Below are 20,226 nucleotides of genomic sequence, written 5' to 3'. Positions count from 1 at the left end.
ATATATATTTATATTTAACTATCTTTTTTTTGCGCAGTTTTTCTTAAATATTGTTAGCAAAATTTTTAAACAAGATAGTTCTGCTCTCGCTTCGCTCGTCAGGTACTCATCGTTGACCATAGTATGCGTTTGCGCCGTGTTTTCTGTAATAATGCTTGTCCTGAAGTTCCTGCGGTGCAGGCATTACTCTGGGATTTATCACCTCGCATCTGTAAGCCATCTTAGCAACTTCTTCTGTAACAACTGCGTTGTGAACTGCTTCGTGGGCATCCTTACCCCATGAAAATACACCGTGGTTTTTGCATAATACTGCTGGTACTGCCACAGGATCTTTTCCCATTCTTTCAAATTCATTGACTATAAGATGTCCTGTGTTTTCCTCGTAGGCATCTTCTATTTCTTCTTTTGTGAGGCATCTTACGCAAGGAATCTCGCCATAAAAGTAATCAGCATGGGTTGTTCCGTAGCAGGGAATAGATCTTCCTGCCTGCGCCCAGCTTGTTGCATAAGAAGAATGTGTATGCACAACGCCGCCTACTTCCTTGAATGCTTTGTAAATCTCTACATGAGTAGGTGTATCGGAAGAGGGATTTAATTTTCCCTCAACCTTCTTGCCGTTTAGATCCATAACAACCATATCATCAGGAGTCATGGTTTCATAATCCACGCCGCTTGGCTTTATTACGAAAAGACCGGACTCCCTGTCAATTGCGCTTACATTTCCCCAGGTAAAAGTAACAAGGCCATACTTGGGAAGAAGAATGTTTGCTTCATATACTTTCTTTTTTAACTCTTCTAACATTTTTTGCTCCTTATTTAAGTGAATCTACAGCAGCTCTCTCAATAGAAAGACCTGCGTTGTAGTCTTTCATAAATTCATCGAATCCCTTAACATCCTCTGCCACAGGCTCGCAGGTCTCAACCTTGCCGCTCTTAAATACCTTGTTGTTAAGGTACTGCTCAAGAGTTTCGCCTTCTTCTTTTAAAAGCATGTATCCTGCAAGTATTGCTTCACCCCAGGGGCCGCCTTCTCCTGCTGTCTCCATGAGCTTAATGGGAGTATTGAGTGCTGCTGCCATTACTCTGTCGCCAACACCGCGGATCTTGAAGAATCCGCCCTGACCGAAGAAGAAATCAGCTTTTACATTTTCTTCTTTCATAAGGATATCATTACCAACCTTGAGAGCTCCAAGAGCTGTATAGAGGTGTGTTCTCATGAAGTTTGCAAGATTCATCTTTGCATCGGGTCTTCTTACAAACAGAGGTCTTCCTTCGTTGAAGCCTGTGATGCTTTCACCGGAAAAATAGTTATAGGCAAGAAGTCCGCCGCAATCAGCATCCCCTTCCATAGCCTTTCTGTAAAGAGTTCCGTAAAGTGTATCATCATCGATCTCGTTGCCTGCCGCCTTTGCAAATTCTCTGAAAAGTCCAACATAAGCATTAAGATCGGAAGTGCAGTTGTTGCAATGAACCATCGCTACCTGCTCACCTGAAGGAGTTGTCACAAGGTCAAGCTCCGGATAAGCTTTTGAAAGGTCATGCTCAAGAACTACCATTGAGAATACAGAAGTTCCGGCTGAAATATTACCTGTTCTTACACCAACTGAATTAGTTGCTGCCATACCTGTTCCTGCATCTCCTTCGGGAGGGCAAACAGGTATACCTGCCTTTAAAGTGCCTGTAGGATCAAGCTTTTTAGCGCCTTCCTGTGTAAGTGATCCTGCGCTCTTACCTGCAGCAAGAGATACAGGAAGAATATCTCTTAATTTCCATGAAAATCCCTTAGGAGCAATAAGCTCATCAAACTGACCAACCATCTTCTCATTGTAATCACAGCTTGCAGAGTCAATGGGGAACATACCTGATGCATCTCCAACGCCAAGTACCTTCTCACCTGTCAGCTGCCAGTGGATATATCCTGCAAGTGTTGTGAAAAAGTCAATCTTTCCAACATGCTCTTCACCGTTTAAGATTGCCTGATAAAGATGCGCAATGCTCCAGCGCTGAGGAATATGATATCCAAAAAGCTCTGTCAGCTTATCGGAAGCTTCTTCAGTAATTGTATTTCTCCATGTTCTGAAAGGAACAAGGAGATTTCCTTCCTTGTCAAATGCCATATATCCGTGCATCATTGCTGAAAAGCCCATAGCACCTACAGTCTCAAGCTTCACGCCGTACTGTTTTTCTACATCTTCTGCAAGCTTTGCATAGCAGTCCTGAAGACCTGTCCAGATGTCCTCAAGTGTATAAGTCCAGATTCCGTTCTCCAGTCTGTTTTCCCAGCCGTGGCCGCCCTGAGCTATCGGATTATGCTCAAAATCTGTAAGAACTGCCTTTATTCTTGTTGAACCAAATTCGATTCCAAGTAATGTTTTTCCATTTATTATTGCCTGTTTAATATCTGCCATAATTATCCCTTTCCGTATTATCTGTATACAACGCTATTCCAGCGAAGTTCATTTTTAAGTCCTCTAAGTGTAGTATCGTTATCGATTACTATGCTTTCAATTCCCATCGCATCAGCCCAATCAACCATCTGCTCTGCAGTAAGGTCATAGGAAAATGCTGTATGATGTGCGCCACCTGCAAGTATCCATGCCGCTGCCCCGGTTTTAAGATCAGGCTGAGGTGTCCAGAATGCTGTCGCAACAGGAAGTTTTGGCATAGGTTTTTCCACCTTCTTGCAGTCTACAACATTTATAATAAGTCTGAATCTATTTCCCAAATCAACAAGTGAGCAGGCAACACCTGTACCTGTCTTACTTGTAAATACAAGACGTGCGGGATCTTCCCTGTTTCCCATTGAAAGAGGCTGAACCTTAATTGAGACAGGTCCCTCTGCTATTGTAGGGCAGACCTCTAACATATGAGCTTCCAGAATTCCTTCCTTCCCGGGAACAAGATTGTAGGTGTAGTCTTCAAGGAAAGATGTACCCTTTGCATCCTTGATTCCGGTTGTCATAATTTTCATAAGCCTTACAAGAGCTGCTGTCTTCCAGTCACCCTCAGCACCAAAGCCGTAGCCTTTCTCCATAAGTCTCTGAATAGCAAGACCCGGTAGCTGCTTAAGTCCGCCGAGCATACCAAAGTGATCTACAATTGCATGATAGTCGCCATCTACAAGGAATTTTTCCAGACCAATCTCAATTCTTGCCTGCTCAGCGACATGTCTTCTGAATTCTTCAGGGTCCCTTCCCTCAAGGAGAATCTCATATTTGTTGTAATACTCATCTGTAAGAGCATTTACATCCCCTTCTGATACAGCATTAACAACTTCTACAACATCATTTACATTATAGTGATCGATTTCCCAACCAAATTTAATCTGAGCCTCAACCTTGTCGCCTTCTGTAACGGCTACATTGTTCATATTATCGCCGATTCTGCATACCCTTATATGGGATGACTCCATAAGGCCTATTGCTGTTCTCATCCAGCCTGCAATGTCATCTACTACCTTAGGGTCAGACCAGTGTCCAACTATTATTTTTCTCTCAATACCCATACGGCTTACGATATGTCCATACTCTCTGTCACCATGAGCCGACTGGTTTTCATTCATGAAATCCATATCTATAGTGTCATAGGGAATCTCTTCATTAAACTGTGTATGCAGATGGCAAAGCGGCTTTTTGTACTCCTGAAGTCCGATTATCCACATCTTTGCAGGTGAAAAAGTATGCATCCATGTAATTACACCGGCACATTCCGGATCATTATTTGCATCATTAAATGTCTTTCTTATAGAAGCCTGGTCGATAAGAGTCGGCTTAAGCACGATTTCAAAAGGAAGCTTTCCTGTACCGTTCAAAGCTTCAACTATTTTCTGTGAGTGCTCGGCAACTTTCCTTAAGCAGTCATCTCCATATAAATCCTGTGATCCTGTTGCAAACCAAAACTTGTAATTTCTTGTTCCTTTCATTTTTCCTCCTTTTTTTCAGCCAGATTTCTGACAGATCCCTTTACATTGATATGTTCCTCAAATTCATAACTTGCATGAAAATTAGGATGGTGTATAAGTCTTATTAAATTCTCTGCTGCCCTCTCTCCAAGTCTTTCCTTGGGATGCGGAATAGAATCTATTTGAATCTTACCCATCTGTGCAAGATCTGAATCATCCATACTAATTATTGACACATCTTTCGGAACACTTATGTTTTCATCCTGAAGCATATTAATGACCATAGATGCAACCTGATCGTTATAACAAAAAACTGCTGTACATTCCGAAAATCTCTTAATAATCTTTTCCCTGATAAGCTCCGTATCTGTAAGATCTCTTGTATCAATCCATACCGTATTTTCTTCCCTGACTGTAAGGCGGCTGTTAATCATTGCCTTCTGAAAGCCGCTGAATCTGTCAAGTCCCTGTCTGTCATCCAGCTTCAAAATACAGCCTATATTCGTGTGTCCGTTCTGAATAAGAAACTTAACTGCTTTGCAGGCACACTTCTCATCATTCATGGATACATGGGGAATCGGTTCTGTCCCTCCCACATACTGAGGCAGTCCCGGATAATAACTGTTTATGAAAAGTACTGGTATTTTCATCTCGGATATTTTCACAAACAAATCCGCATTGGGAGTCGGAAGCGCACTTCTTGTAGGCTCTAAAAGAATCCCCGCTACCTCATCCTTATCTATAATATCCTGTAAAATTTCCCTCTCCCTTACAGGAGAGTTGTTAGTAAAAAATATCTGCATGGAATATCCAAGCTCTCGCAGTTTTGACTCTATCCCCTGAATCATCTTGGGAAAAATATAACTGTCCACATAAGTCGTCACAACAGCAATCCTGTTTCTCTCATGGGTTCCGGCTCTCTCATCGGTGACATAGGTTCCGCTTCCGCGCTCAGCCGTAAGGATTCCTTCGGTTGTCAAAATACCTATGGCATGTCTGACAGTCTGCCTGCTCATATTAAATTGTTCACATAACTCATTCTCTGAAGGAATCTTATCACCGGGTCCAAGCTTACCGCTTCCAACCTGCTCCTGAATCCAATCAATGATTTCCTGATATTTTGACAAAAAGTTGTCTCCTCTTTCTCAACTTGTACTCATTTTGTGAAGTTGTATTTATATCGAATATGCTAATTAAATTCTCTGACCTCGCCTTATTATCATATCCTCGGAGTTCTTTTCAGTCAATCCAAATTGTATTGTCATTTTATACAACTTTGCAAAGTTGTATATGTACATATTTACAAAAAACGGCGCAGGTTGCCCATGCGCCGTCTTTTGGTTTTTATTTAACTACTCCAAATCCAAGAATAGTAAATTTCTTGTCTTCGTGACCTTCAATCATTTTTATTTCTATATTATGCCTTGCTGATTCTTCATTATTAAATATGATTATCGGATCACAATGGGTCCAGCCAACCTTTAGCGGATCCAGCTCCATCACTTTTATTCCGTCAACACTAACAACTGCTGTTCCGTGATCCGGAAGACCTGAATCCTTGAATACAACAAGGAGCTTTTTACAGGTTATCTGCATCCTGAAGGGTTCGTTGCCTGCGCCATTTACATGACACCAGTTATAAGGAAACTCCGGAACAGGCTCTATTTCCGAATCCATTTCAACCTTCTGAAGATCTTTATCCACCTCTCCAAAGGAACCCGGATTTACTTCCGTAATTCCGAAGGTTGCTTTCAGCAAGGGAAGTTCCTTCCTGTCAATGAGCTTAACGTTTTCAAAGTCTGCTCCTATTTCCGGTTCTATCGATGATAATTCATATTCATCGCTCCCCTTGTATTTTCCTTCATTTACTTCATCAAGAAGATTTATCAGTCCATCGCACATAACCTGATGTCCCAGATTGCTTGGGTGATACTGATCATAGAAGAACTGGTTTTTAGACATAACCCTTCCATCTTCCGGAAGAAGTGAAAACTGAGGTGAAACCGCATCTAAAATGCTGACCATAGGAAGATCATATCTCCTTCCCACCGGTGATAATCTATCCTGCAGATTCCAATCATGTGAAAATACCGCAAACAAAAGTACAACAGCCGGCTTCCATGGAAGCGCCAAAGCCTTCCTTACAAGACTTTCATAACAAACTCCTTTAGTTTCATCACCTTCATCATTAACTGCGAATTCTATGACTATAAGATCAGGCTTCTTTTGACCGTCTCTAAGGACATCTCTGTCAAATCTGATCATTCCAAGCTCTGAAGGTGTTCCGCCAACTCCGGCCTTCACCAGATCCACATTTCCATCCTTGGCAAACTTTTTCTTAAAAGCATCGGCAAAAATTCTCGGATAACATTTTTCATGAATAGGAACCGCGCCTGCGCCCTGAGTGATTGAGCCTCCTATAAATCCAAGGGTTACATCTTCACCAAGTGCTGCTTTTTCAAGAAGCTTCTCAAGCCTTTTTGTGTTTCCTGCCTGCATAAGGCTTCTTCCTATCATTTTTTTATATTTATCTGATTCAAAATCCACCGCAAATTCGGCAGCTTGCTCCGGTGCTTCGAATCCATCATTTAAATAAAATCTCACATCGGCAGTTCCCTGTACTCCGCTTTTTGCAAATTCAAAGCGGAACTGACCTATCTCCTTGTCAGTTTTTTTCCAGTCCACCTCTGAGAGAACTATTATCCGTTCCATACCATCAGCTGCAAATGTCTCTGAGATTTCCGTTGACTCTTCTCCGGGGTTTCCGGGATACATTTGCATAACAAAACGTACATCTTCACTGTTTTTAGAAGACACACTTACACCTATACTGTGTACCATTTTCCTAAATCCTTCTGTGGATCTAAGATTATCAAGCATTTCCTCATTTGACAGATTACCCGCAAGTCTTGCAGCATCTATCACTCTTCCATCATTTGCATAAATAAACTGAATACCTCTCCCATCAGGCTGAGGCGATCCATATATGCCCTTTGACTGCATCACAAAAAAATAAGGGCGCTTCTTTTCGGGATCCTTTGGAGCTTTCGGCCCCTTTCTCTCCATAGTTTTCATGCTGTTTCTCCACCTATAACAGGTTTTTTTCTCCTATTGATACTAAAAAGCACCTTCCCTTACTAATAAGAGAAGGTGCTAAAAGTAACTCTAATTATTTATTATTAGCGTCATCTACATAAGCCTTCCATGTATCACGGATAGCTTCAACCTGCTCAGATACAACTGCGCCGGGAGCAATATTCCATACAAAATCAGAACCAAGGTTAAGGTTAGGAACCATACCATGGTATGCGATTGTTCCCTTTTCAGTCATCATTGTGATTGTCTCATCAACTGCTCTGCTATCAAAGATACCATTTCTTGCTGTTGAAAGATATCCATTGTAGTCAAGATACTCAGCTGAAGGAGCATTTGTGTAAAGGTTCCAAGCAAATGCAAGCTTCCAAGCCTTATCTGCATCATAGCAAGCAGGGATTGAAACCGGGTTGTTTGTCCATACGTTGATATAGTCAGTAGCCTTAGGTCCCTTAGGGAACATTACGAAACCGAGTTCATCAGGCATATCTTCAAGGAAGTTGCCAGGGCATCCAGCATACTCATCTTCTACAAGGAATGCAGCCTGTCCGTTAATGAATGCTTCTTTGTAGTAATCCCACTCAGCGCCTTCAGGATCGGGCATATCATAGTTGTCATAGATCTTTACGCACCACTCAAGTGCTTCAAGTGTCTCAGGAGACTCAAGGTTGTAAACAAATCCGTTAGCATCCTTGTCAATGAATGAACCATTGTTAGCAAATACAGCTTCTGTTGTCATAACACCTTCGTTAAGTGTAAGACCGTAAACATCGATAACACCATCGTTATCTGTATCTCTCTGAACCTTGGAAAGGAGCTCTTCGAAAGCATCCCATGTCCATGTTCCGTCTGCCTGCATATCATAGATTGATTCAGGATCGATACCTGCATCTGTAAGAAGTCTCTTGTTGAAGTATACACCTGTACGAGCTTCTGAATAGCCAGCGAACATAGCATAGATCTTGTCGCCATCAGAATACTGCTCATGAAGCTTGTTTCTCTGGAACTTGTCCTGTGAGAAATCAAGGCAGTCAAGTGTTGAAAGGTCATACATAAGGCCGTTAGCCATAGCAGATGTGATAGCCGGATCATCACGAAGTGTGAAGAGGTAGTTCTCATCGCCACCTGTTGTAGCATAGTCTACGAAATCTGTAGGTGTTGAACCCCAATCAGAAATAGCCTGCTGCTTGATTGTGAAGTTGTATGTCTCCTGGATCCAATCTCTGTAGTCCTGAAGAGCTTCCTCATAATCGTTCTGAGGTTCTGCCGGATCGCCTGACCACCAGTCACGGATGATGATGTCCATGCCACCAAGGTCGATGGGATCACCGTTTTCATCTGTGATAACCTTATAAGGATCGTAATCAGATTCTGCTGTATCTTCAGCTTCCTCTGTCTCCTCTGCAGCTTCAGCATCGTCTGTCTCTTCAGCTGCTTCTTCTGTTGTCTCTTCAGCAGTCTCTTCTGTTGAAGCTGCCTCAGTAGAATCTGCTTCTGCAGGTGCGTCAGATGATGAGCCACTGCAAGCTGCCATGCTCATGAGCATAGCTGCCGTTGTGATAACGGCTGTTGTCTTTGTTGTTAGAGATCTTTTCATACTCTAATCCTCCTTTTTTACTCCTACTCATAGGAACCTTTATATTCTTCGCCTGCTTATAATTGCAGGCGCAAGATTACGGTAGTTGATCAAAAAAATTACATCTTGATACCTGTACTACTGATACTCTCTACGAATTCACGCTGTGCAAACAGGTAAATTATGATAAGAGGTACGATTATTATGAGTGTACCTGTAGCAAGAATACAGTTTGAATAAGCTACGGAAATTGTTGTCTTTACTCCGTTTATACGCTGGATATATGCACCGAGGCTATCAACGATTCTTGAAAGACCTGTACTTACAAGCTTGGTGTTTCCAAGGAACATTCTGGAATAGAATCCGTCTGTCCACTGCCATACAAATGCAAAGAGGAAACATGAAGTGATGATAGGTCTTGCCTGAGGAAGCATGATAGTAATGAATGTCTTAAGTGTTCCGCATCCATCAACATAAGCTGCTTCTTCAAGGTCTCCCGGAATATTTCTGAAGTACTGACGGATCATGTAAATGTATAATCCGTTTTTAAGTCCCATACAGCCTGCACTCATAAGGTAATAGGGAAGCTTGGAACCACGGAGGTTTATCGTCTCGCCGGTTATTAACTTGAAAATTCCAAGTATATCGAAATATCTAAAGTGCAGATGAAGTGAACTTGCAATTGTTTGCGGCGGGATCAGGATAACAAGGAGCACACATGCAAACCAGAATTTCTTAAAAGGAAACTCAAATCTTGCAAAGCCATATCCTACAAGTGTACACATTGCGATCTGAAGAGCTGCAATTGTAAGAGATATGATAAGTGAGTTAAATACTGCTTCCTTTAAACTGATAAGTTCCGCTGCAAGTCTGTAGTTAGCTGTTGTAAAATGCTCCGGAATTGAAATAACTATCGGGTTATACAAATCCTGCTCTGTCATGAAGCTGACAGAAATCTTATTTAATATGGGCTGAATGATCATAAAGCACATTCCGAAAAGAAGAATAAATCTTATGATGCTTACTGCCTTTTCACCCACAACCTTCTTTAAAAGGTATCCTCCGGAAAGTCTATTTCTTTCCCAAAATCCCAGTTTTTTATATGTCTGTGTATCTGTATTAGTCATAGTAGTAAACCCTCTTAGAGATAAAGAATGATGTGATACCGACAAATGCAAGTACTAATATGAAATAGATCCATGACATTGCCGATGCATTACCGTACTGCTGCTGCTCAATCATTACTTTCTGAATTTTCTCAATTACTGCGTTATCAGATCTCATACAGAAGTCAACTACTGTATAAATCCAGTTAACCAGGAACAAAGAACTGATCATGGGGAAAGTAATTTTCCAAAGGCTCTCCCACTTTGTACATCCCTCAATATCTGCTGCCTCATACATACTTGATGAGATTGTCTGCAGACCTGAAAGGAAGATAATGATCTGAATACCTGAAGCAAGTGCTACATCATAGATATTATCTATAACTTCGAAGACCTTCTCGTAAGCTCTTACACCAACACCTGCTGTTCTTAAAACTTCCTCAAGTGCTGCGGTAACACTGACTCCCTCAGTTGTCTGCTCAATAGTCTGAGCAAGCTGAGCCATAAGCTGGTTGTTAGATTCAAGTCCGATGATAACACCGGATGAAAGAATAACAGGGAGGAAGAAAATCGCTCTTACAAGTGCTCTTCCATGGAACTTCTGGTTAAGTATCAGTGCCACAAAGAATGAAAATACTATGATGGCCAGTGAGTATACCATCATTCGTGACAGTTCCTCAAACAAGAGTCTGTTGTATTCAGGATCAACTCTGAATGCAAATATGAAGTTCTGAATACCGTTTAATGTCTTGGTTACCGTTCCTGCTGCAAGGTCAACGTTACAAAAACTCATATACAGAGATTCGAACATAGGCTTTACGAGGAATACCAGAAAACCAAAGATGAACGGGGATATAAACAAATATCCTGATATTGCCTTCCTCTTTTGAAGTCCGGCAAGTTTGTTTTTTTGTTTACTCATAATCTAAAGCCCTTTCTCATCTACTTACCACGTAATCTCTTGCCGGAACTGTTATGTTACCGTCTGCAACATAATCGCTGTATCCGTAATTTACATATACCTTTGTTCCGTCTGCATAATCGGTTCTGGAAACATCACCGGTTAAGTTCTCATGCCCAACCATTTCCTGATTGAATGTATGACCGAGTTCATCATTATATTTTGTATAAATAGCAAGCATCTTGTCTTTCCAAGCATCGAAGTTTGCACCGTAATAATCTGTATACAATGTCTTCTGTGTTGCAAATGATGTCTCGTCCATGAACGTAAAGTTCAGTCCAGCGCCATATTCAGCACTGTATAAAATCTCGTTTTCAGGATTGCCGCAGATATTTATCGGTTCTCCTGTGTAGTTTGTTCTTCCATGTACTGCAAGCTGGAAGAAAGGTACGCATTCATCAAGGATTGTGTATTCACTTCCGCGAAGATCCATTCCTGTAATCATGTTCGCAAAAGGTACGGCATAATCATTACCCATGTTTACCATGATAGGTGTACCTGAATCTGCGATTTCCTTAAGCTGCTCTGTCTGTTTATTAAGAACTGCCTGTCTTGAATATGTCTTCTTCTCATAAAAATCAGAAGATAAGTCTTTTCCCAAATCCTGGAATGAAACGCCTGCACCGTATTTGTCTGCACTCTTTACAAGATTTCCTGCCATCTTTGAAGCAAGATCAGTATGTAATAAGAAGTAGTTGTGATCAGCATTTTCTCTCTGTGCATATGTTACATGGCTATATTCATAAAGCTCGGCTCTTTCCTTACTGATAAACTTGGCTGCATCTCTGTAAGAGAAGAAACCGTCCAGAATATTGCTTTCAAATGCATACTGTGTAATTCCGTTTAAGTAAACCTGAGCATCACACTCTTTTCCGGTATTTACGAGATTCTGAAGATCTTTCTTACTTCCGAGAGCTCCTATTGTCTTAGCTTTCTTTAAAATCTTCTGCTTTACTCCGCCGTTGCACCAACCTGTAAGCTTAACGTCCATATTTTTCATGCCGCCTGCGCTCATTTCTTTAATGATGTCGCTTGCTTCATTGTAGCTTGTAAGCTTAAGAGGTTTTGAAACCGGAACACCAAGAATCTGTTCAACCTTATCAATTGCTCCTACGATTTCGACAGCAACAGGTGTGCTCTCATCAGTCAAGGGTTCCATGTAACCCTCATACTCTTTTTGCAGATATGAACCGTAATCCTTTGCCATATCTACATAACTTCCTGAACCGATAAATGAATATCTCTGTGATAGTGATTCATCGGGAAGCTTGGGAAGGTACTGGTAAATATCACTGTTTGCGATATCACCTACATCATATTTTTCTCTCTGTGTTACAGAGTAAATAGCATTTACAAAGTTGTAGCTGTTGTTCTTTCCTGCTATGTCAGCCTGTACAGCTGCATAGGATCTGCCGTTTTCAAGGATACAGATAAATGAATCTTCACCTTCTGAGATACCGTACACTCCATAGTAAGCTCTTGTATCATGTACTATCGCATCTCTTGAAAGGCACATATCCCATCCGTATACATTTGCGTAGTAACTGCTCTGTGCTGTCTTACCGTTATTGAAGTTGATCGTTGCTCCGCCGCCCTCAGGAACAAACATAAATCCCTGATCGTTTGGTCCGCCTGCTCCGAAATACGGAAGAGGTGTAATTGTATAAATAGGAGTTTCCTTGTCATATGAAAGCGAATCATAAGGAATCTCAACTACCAGATCTTTTCCTTCAAGTCTGTAGATAACGCTTGCATTGAAGATCGGGTTATCTGATGAGCTGCTTGACATATCAAGTGCCTTGTCAGCTGTGTAATCATCATATGTATAACCTGCTGCCGCAAAGAGATCTTCAATCTGCTTCTTTGTATTATCCTTAGTCTTTTGTCTTAAAACGTAGATTACGCTTTCCTCTATAACCGGATAGTTTGCAACAAGCTCGTCCTTGTTATCCTTGGGCTTTAACTTGTTGATGTCGTATTTCTTGTAGTACTGCTTTACAAGATCAGCATCCTTTGAATCCATGTTTCCAAGCCACTTATCCATGTTTTCTTCGGTAAGCACCGGAGGAATTGTGAATTCCTTTGCTACCGTACCCATGGAGTAGTTAACTCTTACTTCATTTTCTCCCGGAATAATCTCATATATTCCGTTCTGTGCACTGTATCCAAATGAGTTGTAGGTTGTTTCAAGACCTGTTGTAACTGCATAGCTCATTACGAGTGGAGACTGGAGAAGAGCTTTTTCATCCTGCAGTGCGACCGGATCTTCGTTTGCATCCTGGGGGTTTGAATACCAGATCTTTCCGGAATCCTTAACCTCTATAGAAAACTCGGTTGTTGCGTTATCCATCACAAGCTTAAGCTCATCATTTTCGATGACTGTCTGTTCCTCGGAACCCGAATAAGCATATGGTGCGATAGCTTCCTTTTTCTCTTCCGGATTTTTATAATTGATTACCAGTAGAACACCCGCAAGGATGACAAGTGCCAATATTATTTTAGGAAGCTGACTAAGTAGTGCCTTCCCTATTTTTTTTGCTCTATCATTCGTTTTCAAGTTCGTCACCTCTTGTTATATTCGGAACATCAATTCTTTTGCCAGGGATATGAAGTATGCGACGCCCTGGGAAATCATGCTAAAGAAAATCATCAAAATGAATATCATTACAAGCATTGCAAACAGTGTAGCCACCGTAAACAAAATGTTCTTTTTTGCTGAGTATTCATGTATCTGCCCCATAGCAGCGATTACAAGCATTGCTGCCCAGAATAGTGATAATGCACTCACTACGCTGTAGAATTCCGCCTCGTCAACGGTTACAAAATTACTAAACACCATAAGCGGGAACTGTATAAGCGGATAAGGTGTAAGTGCATAACATGTTGCCATGTACACCTGATCAAGTCTTCCTTTTCCATCGAAAAGTGTTGTAAGTCCCCAGTTTCCTACTACCCATAAGGCTAGCGGAAACAGAATACTTGCAAGGTACAGGAAGATATTTAAGTCTTCCCAGTAAACCTGCATAAATATGAAACTTGTATATCTAAGCTTCATTATTCTTATCAGTAACGTAAGCGCCAGTATTGTGTTCGCTGCAGCTATCGTGCCTCTTTTCTCATGTGTCAGATCCCAAAATCCATCCAGTGGATGAGTGATGCAATATAGCGAAAATTTCAGCGAATCTTTATATTTTGCCCAGTCGAATTTTTCTTTTGTTGTACTTACTATCATTTAGTCACCCATTTCTGCCAGCTACGAAGATATCTGCAGTATCAATCTCATGGCGTATTTTCTTAACCTTGCCGATTGAAAGCGGTACAAGGAACAGCAGTAGAATAACGATTACGATTATTACGATGTGATCCTCAACCCACTCTTTACGGTACTGTTTGTAGGCTTTTGAATAGTTCTCTGTGTCGTACTTAAGTTCAAAGTAGTTCATCGCCTCTTTATATCTCTTCTGGCGAAGAAGTGCTCTTCCTATTCCTATGTAAGCAAGATCATAGTTACCGTTCTGGTTCATGACTTCCTGCCATGCTGCTTCGGATGCCTCATAGTTACCTTTGTCGAATTCTTCGATAGCCTGGTAAACCAGATCGCCGAATGCTGTAGGAACAAAAGCTGTTATTGAACAATCAAGACTGTCTAAAACATATAACTCATGTCCGTGACGCTCTATTGCGGAAGGCTGTCTGAAATAACCATCCATGTTACCGTTTCCGCCGAATGCGAATACCATGTGACCCTGATCGTCATATCCGAAAAGCCTTCCTCTGTTACGGTCAAGGCATACATAGATGTCATTTTCCATAACTGTTATATCTGTAAAAATTGAAGGACCTTCATAACCACCACCGGATCCAAGATACAGATCACCACCTACGGACCAGTCACCGTTTGAAACCAGGATGTCGTTACCCATAAGGTTAAGCTTTCTTACTGCGTTCTCATCCGCTCTTGCCTGATCTACGGTACGAGCTTTGGTTGCATATATGAAACCTTCGTAGTCCATGAAAATATTTTCATACTCTGTAGGTACAAAGGATTCCATCTTAGCTCTCTGTTCCTGAGATGCCAGTTTCTTCCATATATAATCTGTCCAGTCAAAGGAAACAGGTGTAGCTCCGACGAATCCGGAAAATACTCCGTCATTTTCATATTTGACAAGACCTTTGTTAATACCGGTTGCTATGCAGTAAACTCTCTCAGCCGTATCAACAGCAAGCTTACTTGGCTGGAATACAAGCTTGGGATCAAGAGTATTATCATCGGGCTTTACAAATTCCATAATGTAGTTAAGGTCTTTGTCGAGCTTAAGAATTCTCGCATTTCCCTGATCTGCAATGAAGATGTTTCCCTCATCCGATATTGCAATATCTGTTGGATTGTTAAAGGTATTGTTTCCGCTTCCTCCGTTGAAGCTGTCTATGATTCTTACAACTTCAAGTGATTCCTCAGAAGCAATGTGAAGTTCTATGATCCTGTTGTTTCCGCTGTCGCAGATATAAATGCTATCTCCCAAGGAGAACATACCCTGAGGATTTTTAAGCTTTACATCAAGTCCCAACTCAGTGGATGTAAACACCTTACAAACGTTGTAACAATCCGCACTGTTTTGATAATCTCCCCAGTAATCGTAATTGTATGTGTATCCGCCATCGCTTGTTGCATAAGCCGTGATCGGCGATACCAGTGTGAAAAGCGCGGTCACTATTGCGGCAGAGGATTTTATCAGTTTTCCAAGTTTTCTACTCATCATCCATTCATCCTTTCCGCATCAGTCTTTAAGACCTGAACTAGCCATTGTTTCAAGTATCTGGCTCTCAGATAATACAAATATGATAATCGGTACGATCATTACTACAACAAGTACTGCTGCACCCTGACCGGTTCTTGCGATACCACCTGACTGAATCTGCTGCAGGGCATATACAAGTGTTTTTCTCTCTTCTGAGTAGATATATGTTGATGCCTTGTTGTTCCACAGAGCCTGTACAGAGAAGATGATAAGTGTCATCCAAGCAGGCTTAACATTGGGCATAACAATCTTTGAAAATACAAGCCATTCATTAGCACCATCAATTTTGGCTGCTTCTATAAGTGATGTCGGAAGCCCTTCCATGAACTGCTTCATAAGGAAAAGGCCCATAGGTGAAGCAAATGCAGGAATGATGATTGACCAGTATGTATCGATCCATCCAAGTTTATTGAGGATCAGGTAGTTGGGAATCTGTGTTACCCAACCGGTGAACATCATGGCTACCGTAACAACTTTGAAGAACGTCTGGTTTCCGGGGAAGTCATACTTGGCAAGTACGAATGCACCCATGGAAGCAATGATCAGATGTCCAAATGTTCCGAAGAATGTAATGAACACAGTGTTAAACAGGTATCTTGAAAAGGTAACCCATGATTTTCCCATAGTGACAAACAGATCAGAGAAGTTGTCCAGTGTGGGATGCTGTGCAAATATTCTGGGCGGAAACTTAAATAATTCATCAAGCGGTTTTAATGCACTGCTGACAGCATATATAATTGGAAATGCCATAACAAATGCTACGAGAAGCAGGAACAGATAAAGTGCTATATCTCCTGCAATTGATCTGTTTGGCTTTCTTTTCTTTAATATCTTCCCTTTCATCTCAGGTTCCAACTCTCCTTAACAGACTTTGAATTGCTTTATTACAAAGAATCATCATTAAGAACAATATTGTTGCTATTGCGCAGGCATATCCCATTTCAAATCTTGAAAAACCGTAGTCAAACAAGTGGGTAACTATTGTTCTTGCTGCGTAATCCGTACTTGGATATCCGCAAAGTGCCATGGTAACATCCGCAACACCAAAGGACTGTGTGATTGACATTACGGCACCGAACATAAGCATAGGTTTCATGTTCGGAAGAGTTATGTACCAAAGCTCCTGCCATCTGTTCTTGATTCCATCCATGTATCCTGCTTCAAACTGTGCTTTATCTACACCCTGAAGACCTGCTACGAATGAAAGGAATCCTGTTCCCAAACTCATCCATAAGATAACCAGCATACAGATGGGAAGCATATATTTTGGATCGATGAACCAAAGCTTAGGAGCATCGATGATTCCCAAATTCATCAAAAATGCATTTACGTATCCGTAAGCATCTCCTCTGAAGAATACTGAGAAGATAACATAGCAGTTACCTGCTATAGACGGTGCGTAAAACACGATGACAGCTATGCTTCGTACCCACCTTGGAAGCTCGTTGATGAGCCAGGCAAATAGGAAGGACAAAATATATCCAAGCGGGCCGGTTATCAGCGCTATCATCAATGTGTTTTTCACACCTATCAGAAAGATGTCATCCTGAAGTACAAGACTGACATAATTCTGAAGTCCTATGAACCGAGGAGGTTCGAGTATGTTGTAATATGTGAAGCTGTAGTAGATTGAAGCAACTACAGGAAACACATAAAACATCGTAAATAAGATTGCGTACGGTGCCAGGAAGAGGTAACACATCTTTCGGTTTTTTGCCTTCTTCATGGCTACATTTATATTGTGCTTACGCAGTACAAAATATTTATGCAGATATTCCTTCATGTTTATTCTCCCAAAATCGGTCTTTTTCTTATTCCACCGGCATTCCAAATTCTTTTCTCTTCTTCTCTATCTCTTCATCTATAAGGATCGAGTAGTCGATGATTGTTTCACGTGAGTCAACCTTCTGATTGAGTACCTTACGTATTGCATTTGAAATGTGTCTTCCGGTGAAGTATCCGCCGGGAACCTCTCTGATTCCTACGGTCTGATCCCACTGGTCATCAAGTACTTCTATGTCTTCTGCACTCCATGAAAGATTTTTAAATGCGTCTCTGTTGGCTGTTGCATATCTTGCTGAAGATCCAAGAAGAGCTTCTATTTCTCTACCGAATCTTATCTGTGTATCTGCAGTAGCCCACCACTTCATGAATTCCCATGAAGCCTGTTTCAGACTCTCATCTTCTGTGCTTATCATCATCGTTGCATTTCCAGTGATGAAATCAGATCTGTCTATATATGTCTTGCCGTCTCTTGTTACCTCTGTTCCAGGTATTAGAGTGAAGTCCCAAAGGCCTCTTATTTCAGGCGCTGATACCATAAGTGTGTTATATGTTGAATATGGTGCTACACCTATTGGCATCTCTCCTGAACGGAATCTGCTTACAAAGTCGTAAATAGTAGGTATATTGTAATCGTTAAAGTATCTTACATAGTCATCAAATGCTCTTACACCGGCTTCCGTATTGACTGTTGTCTTTGTTCCGTTTTCGTTGTACATATCTCCGCCATACTGATACAGGAGTGAGAAATACATTGAAAGATCAGGTACATTTGACATTATGGAAGTTGAAGCTGCTGTAGCACCGCTACTTCCTGCTGCGGTAGGGATACCGATCGATAAGTTGTTTCCCTGGATCGTAGGAAGCATTTCTATAAGTTCCTGCCAGGTCTGCGGTATCTCAAGTTCCATCTCATCAAGGACATCTTTTCTGTAGAACATTACGTTGAATGTCTGTGTCTCAGGAATACCGTAGATGTGATCATCTAGTCTGTACTGCTCATATGAGCTTTCTGAGTAGTGGGACATAACTTCTTCCCATCCCTCAAACTGTGTGATATCTTCTGCTGCACCACGCAGTGCGTAGTTTACAGGCTGATCTGCGCCGACTGAAAGAACTACATTCGGTCCTCTTCCTGCAAGTACCGCATTAAGAAGTGCTCCCGGATCAACAATTTCTACGTTGACCTTTACTCCTGAGTTTGGTGTAAAGTCATCATCGACCATGGATTTAAGTATTGTTCCCTGATCACGACCTGTTAAAACCCAAACCTTTACTACGTCACTATCCTTACCTTCCTCATAGACATCACCTACTGAGTTATAGTCAACTACGAATGATGCAACGAATGACTTGATTTCGTGCGCTGCCTTGGTGAAGAAGTTTGCTTTGTCTTTCTTAAAGTTTGCCTGCGTTCCTGAAACAACCAGATAATCAATATCGAGCTTTGTCTCACTCATTTTCAGGGAAGCAGTACCCATTGAGGTAATGTTGTCCTTAAATGTTGTAAACTCTGTTGTTATCTTCTGAGGCTTCTCACAGAATCTCTCAAGCTGCTGAGCGATCGTCTGTGCTGTTGCGATGTTATCCGCCATCTGTCCGGAGTATGCAACCATGTCATCAACTATCTTGTACAGACGCTTTGCCTCGAGATCCATAGCTTCCATGATCTCAGGATATGTTGTATCTATATGATAATCACGGTAAACATCAGGATTTGCTCCTGTGTAAACAAGTATTCTTCTGTAAATCTGGTTAAGTCTGTAGGTTGAATCCTCCATTTCTTCAAGGATTGCACCCATGCCTCCAAGTGTTGCCTCAAGCCTTAATGTATGAGTACCCTTTGTGAGGTAGAAGTTGTAGGGATTGTTTTCATCATCTCCCAGTGTCAGGCTATCCCAGTCATTGTTGTAGTCAAATGATATTTCCTCAAGTTCTTTAAAAGGTATCTCGCCATCGATATATACGCTTCTGTTTGATACCGAACCTCTTGCGTAGTTCTGACGTCCTTTTACGCAGATATTGTAAAAACCATCTGCAGGAACTTCGAAGTTCCATTCTATCCACTGACCTGAGCTTCTCCAGCTCTCACCACCAACATAGTTAAGCACTGTTGTTGTTACGCTGTTCGGCATTGTGGTCGGTGATGATCTGTCATACTTTGCATAAAGAGATGATTCTGATCTAAGTGTTGAATCTTCACCCTGAACAATTTCCTTGAAGCTTTTTGCTTCATCTGAATCATTCTTTGAATTGCACTCTGCAAAATACTGTTCGTATGTAGGTCTTTCCTCAATTCCCTTTACAACTACCTTCTGCAGAAGCATCGGTTCGTTATCAGCTTCGAATGTCAATTTGTTATCGCCCTTATTCATATAGAAGATATAGGGTTCGGCGATATATCCCATATCATCTCTAAAGTAAGCACTCTGCCAGTCGAAATATTCAACCTGTCTTGGTCTTATTTCATTACCCTGGTTATCTACCTTAGGTTCTCCATCATCCATCCACATTCTTGTGAATGAAATATTTCTTGCATCTTCAAAAGGAAGCTCATCGTTGATGTAAACTGTTCTCTCGGCAGGAACTCCACGTGATTCGGGAAGCTTATATTCTATGTACAATCTGTACATTCCTTCCTCGGGAACATTTACGTTCCAGCTTACCTTGGATCCTGTGTCTGTAAAAAGAGCATCGCTTCCGTCTTTTGCTTCTCCCTTTTCAACTCTTACAGTTCCTTCAGATTCGTAAGTGAAAAGATCTACATCTACATCACTTGTCTGCATCTTTGCATCTTTGTGGTCGGCAAGGTATCCTGAATAGCTTCCCTCTCGTTCCATTCCCGCAACATCTGCAGTAAGATCCACGCCTTCATATTTTTCATGGAAGTCTTTCTTTTCTGTTCTTGAAAGAAAGACCAATATGCATGAGACAACTGCTAAGGCTGCTATAACTACTAATGTGGTTTTTACTTTTTTGCTCATGTTATGCTTACTCTTTTCCTTTAT

The 20,226-nt window shown here is 41.3% G+C and carries 14 protein-coding genes; all 14 read right to left on the bottom strand.

Going from position 1 to position 20,226, the window contains the following annotated elements; all coding sequences use genetic code 11:
- Window positions 1–106: 106 nt before the first annotated feature.
- Window positions 107–802: an L-ribulose-5-phosphate 4-epimerase gene (locus tag T543_RS13210; RefSeq protein ID WP_035769201.1), complete on the bottom strand. Its 696-nt coding sequence runs from the start codon at window positions 800–802 to the stop codon at window positions 107–109.
- Window positions 803–812: 10 nt separating this feature from the next.
- The gene (locus T543_RS13205; protein ID WP_035769199.1) at window positions 813–2,408 is read right to left on the bottom strand and encodes a xylulokinase; all 1,596 of its coding nucleotides are present in this window, start codon (window positions 2,406–2,408) and stop codon (window positions 813–815) included.
- 17 nt (window positions 2,409–2,425) lie between these two features.
- Window positions 2,426–3,922 (bottom strand): L-arabinose isomerase, encoded by a 1,497-nt coding sequence (araA, locus tag T543_RS13200; protein WP_035769197.1) that lies wholly within the window; start codon window positions 3,920–3,922, stop codon window positions 2,426–2,428.
- Window positions 3,919–5,028 carry a GntR family transcriptional regulator gene (locus tag T543_RS13195; protein WP_035769194.1) on the bottom strand — a complete coding sequence of 370 codons (1,110 nt, stop codon included), beginning with the start codon at window positions 5,026–5,028 and terminating at the stop codon, window positions 3,919–3,921. The genes araA and T543_RS13195 overlap by 4 nt, the downstream gene beginning before the upstream one ends.
- Window positions 5,029–5,245: 217 nt before the next feature.
- Window positions 5,246–6,976: an SGNH/GDSL hydrolase family protein gene (locus T543_RS13190; RefSeq protein ID WP_081830074.1), complete on the bottom strand. Its 1,731-nt coding sequence runs from the start codon at window positions 6,974–6,976 to the stop codon at window positions 5,246–5,248.
- A gap of 94 nt (window positions 6,977–7,070) precedes the next feature.
- On the bottom strand, window positions 7,071–8,591 hold the full coding sequence (locus T543_RS13185) for an ABC transporter substrate-binding protein (protein WP_035769192.1): 1,521 nt from the start codon (window positions 8,589–8,591) through the stop codon (window positions 7,071–7,073).
- A gap of 98 nt (window positions 8,592–8,689) precedes the next feature.
- Window positions 8,690–9,697 (bottom strand): carbohydrate ABC transporter permease, encoded by a 1,008-nt coding sequence (locus tag T543_RS13180; protein ID WP_035769191.1) that lies wholly within the window; start codon window positions 9,695–9,697, stop codon window positions 8,690–8,692.
- On the bottom strand, window positions 9,690–10,598 hold the full coding sequence (locus tag T543_RS13175; protein ID WP_035769189.1) for a carbohydrate ABC transporter permease: 909 nt from the start codon (window positions 10,596–10,598) through the stop codon (window positions 9,690–9,692). Before T543_RS13175 ends, T543_RS13180 begins: the two co-directional genes overlap by 8 nt.
- A 16-nt stretch (window positions 10,599–10,614) precedes the next feature.
- The gene (locus T543_RS13170; RefSeq protein WP_035769187.1) at window positions 10,615–13,194 is read right to left on the bottom strand and encodes a DUF5696 domain-containing protein; all 2,580 of its coding nucleotides are present in this window, start codon (window positions 13,192–13,194) and stop codon (window positions 10,615–10,617) included.
- 15 nt (window positions 13,195–13,209) lie between these two features.
- A complete protein-coding gene (locus tag T543_RS13165) occupies window positions 13,210–13,869 on the bottom strand; it encodes a Yip1 family protein (protein WP_035769185.1) in 660 nt (219 codons plus the stop codon).
- Between the two features lie 4 nt (window positions 13,870–13,873).
- A complete protein-coding gene (locus T543_RS13160; protein ID WP_035769183.1) occupies window positions 13,874–15,397 on the bottom strand; it encodes a hypothetical protein in 1,524 nt (507 codons plus the stop codon).
- 18 nt (window positions 15,398–15,415) lie between these two features.
- Window positions 15,416–16,279, bottom strand: a complete 864-nt coding sequence (locus T543_RS13155; protein WP_035769180.1) for a carbohydrate ABC transporter permease — start codon at window positions 16,277–16,279, stop codon at window positions 15,416–15,418.
- 1 nt (window position 16,280) lies between these two features.
- Window positions 16,281–17,219 carry a carbohydrate ABC transporter permease gene (locus tag T543_RS13150; RefSeq protein WP_035769178.1) on the bottom strand — a complete coding sequence of 313 codons (939 nt, stop codon included), beginning with the start codon at window positions 17,217–17,219 and terminating at the stop codon, window positions 16,281–16,283.
- A 28-nt stretch (window positions 17,220–17,247) separates the two neighbouring features.
- Complete coding sequence (locus T543_RS13145; protein ID WP_035769176.1) at window positions 17,248–20,202, bottom strand: extracellular solute-binding protein; 2,955 nt, start codon at window positions 20,200–20,202, stop codon at window positions 17,248–17,250.
- Between the last annotated feature and the right edge of the window lie 24 nt (window positions 20,203–20,226).

The sequence above is a fragment of the Butyrivibrio sp. NC2002 genome (assembly GCF_000702265.1).
Taxonomy (GTDB): domain Bacteria; phylum Bacillota; class Clostridia; order Lachnospirales; family Lachnospiraceae; genus Butyrivibrio.
The sequence above is the reverse complement of the archived record's forward strand: the minus strand, read 5'-3'. Positions and strand labels throughout refer to the sequence as shown.

Excerpts from the sequence above, each read along its gene's own strand:
- T543_RS13210 (WP_035769201.1), bottom strand. The coding sequence starts at position 802 with ATGTTAGAAGAGTTAAAAAAGAAAGTATATGAAGCAAACATTCTTCTT.
- T543_RS13205 (WP_035769199.1), bottom strand. The coding sequence starts at position 2,408 with ATGGCAGATATTAAACAGGCAATAATAAATGGAAAAACATTACTTGGA.
- araA (WP_035769197.1), bottom strand. The coding sequence starts at position 3,922 with ATGAAAGGAACAAGAAATTACAAGTTTTGGTTTGCAACAGGATCACAG.
- T543_RS13190 (WP_081830074.1), bottom strand. The coding sequence starts at position 6,976 with ATGAAAACTATGGAGAGAAAGGGGCCGAAAGCTCCAAAGGATCCCGAA.
- T543_RS13185 (WP_035769192.1), bottom strand. The coding sequence starts at position 8,591 with ATGAAAAGATCTCTAACAACAAAGACAACAGCCGTTATCACAACGGCA.
- T543_RS13180 (WP_035769191.1), bottom strand. The coding sequence starts at position 9,697 with ATGACTAATACAGATACACAGACATATAAAAAACTGGGATTTTGGGAA.
- T543_RS13175 (WP_035769189.1), bottom strand. The coding sequence starts at position 10,598 with ATGAGTAAACAAAAAAACAAACTTGCCGGACTTCAAAAGAGGAAGGCA.
- T543_RS13165 (WP_035769185.1), bottom strand. The coding sequence starts at position 13,869 with ATGATAGTAAGTACAACAAAAGAAAAATTCGACTGGGCAAAATATAAA.
- T543_RS13160 (WP_035769183.1), bottom strand. The coding sequence starts at position 15,397 with ATGATGAGTAGAAAACTTGGAAAACTGATAAAATCCTCTGCCGCAATA.
- T543_RS13155 (WP_035769180.1), bottom strand. The coding sequence starts at position 16,279 with ATGAAAGGGAAGATATTAAAGAAAAGAAAGCCAAACAGATCAATTGCA.
- T543_RS13150 (WP_035769178.1), bottom strand. The coding sequence starts at position 17,219 with ATGAAGGAATATCTGCATAAATATTTTGTACTGCGTAAGCACAATATA.
- T543_RS13145 (WP_035769176.1), bottom strand. The coding sequence starts at position 20,202 with ATGAGCAAAAAAGTAAAAACCACATTAGTAGTTATAGCAGCCTTAGCA.